The organism is Methylobacterium oryzihabitans (genome assembly GCF_004004555.2).
GTDB lineage: Bacteria > Pseudomonadota > Alphaproteobacteria > Rhizobiales > Beijerinckiaceae > Methylobacterium > Methylobacterium oryzihabitans.
On sequence record NZ_SACP01000134.1, the window covers coordinates 1 to 472 of the forward strand.

At 58.3% G+C, this 472-nt stretch carries 1 protein-coding gene; it reads left to right on the forward strand.

The annotated features are described in order from the left end of the window. Positions 1 to 472 (forward strand): sulfite exporter TauE/SafE family protein (locus tag EOE48_RS28710; RefSeq protein WP_148239821.1); only part of this gene is annotated, 472 nt, incomplete at both ends.

Consider the following 472-nt stretch of genomic DNA (forward strand, 5'->3'; position numbering starts at 1 on the left):
CATGCCGCCTCAGGTAGCGCTGGGGCAGGAGAAACTGGTAAGTACGCTGGGTACGCTGGCTGCCATCCGCAACTTCCTGGCCAACAGCAAGATGGTCTGGCAGGTGGCACTGGTTGGCGTACCTTTCTCACTGCTCGGCGCCTATCTGGGAGCGCACCTGATTGTCTCGATCTCTCAGGAAACCGTGGGCAAGATCATCCTGGCATTGATCCCTTTCGGCATTCTGATTTTCCTCACTCCCAAGGACCGCCCGATAGAGGAGCGAGTGCTGTCGGCGCGGATGCTCTACACCGTCGTGCCGTTGACCTGTCTGGCCATCGGCTTTTACGACGGCTTCTTCGGCCCAGGTACCGGCAGCATGTTCATCATCGCTTTTCACTACCTGCTGCGCATGGACCTGGTTTCCAGCTCGGCCAACTCCAAGACCTTCAACTTCGCCTCCAACATCGGTGCGCTGGTCGCATTCATCATG